Source organism: Gemmiger formicilis (assembly GCF_018784445.1).
In the GTDB taxonomy this organism is placed as follows: Bacteria; Bacillota; Clostridia; order Oscillospirales; family Ruminococcaceae; genus Gemmiger.
Map to the genome: position 1 here is coordinate 1 of NZ_WQOH01000079.1, position 368 is coordinate 368.

The 368-nt window shown below is 59.8% G+C and carries 1 pseudogene; it reads right to left on the bottom strand.

The window, feature by feature from the left end:
* Positions 1–368: pseudogene (locus GPK89_RS14840) on the bottom strand (ribonucleoside-diphosphate reductase subunit alpha); the annotation flags it as partial.

Sequence of the window (368 nt, forward strand, 5' to 3'; positions counted from 1 at the left end):
AGCTCGTCCCGTTCCGGGCAGAGAAAGTCCTCCGCCATGGCAATCTCCTCGTGGGTATAGTGGGCAAGGATATAGTCACCGTAGAGTCCCTTATCCGTCAGATAGCGAAGCCTGCCATAGAGGTCGCCGACGCCGCGCCCATCCCATTCCTGTGCGTTGCGACAGCGAAAGGAGTGGTTCAGAAGCCGCGCCGCGATGAACTCCCACTTGGGTGCCTCTGCCGTAGTCAGCTCTACCGCCGCCTTGGTCAGTGCCTCAGCCCGCTCATCCTCCGTCATGCCCGGGCGACAGAAACTCTCAAACTTCATTTGAAGCGCCGCGAGGGAGTAGACTTCCTCGGTAAAATCCATCTGGATGCGGCGCAGCAC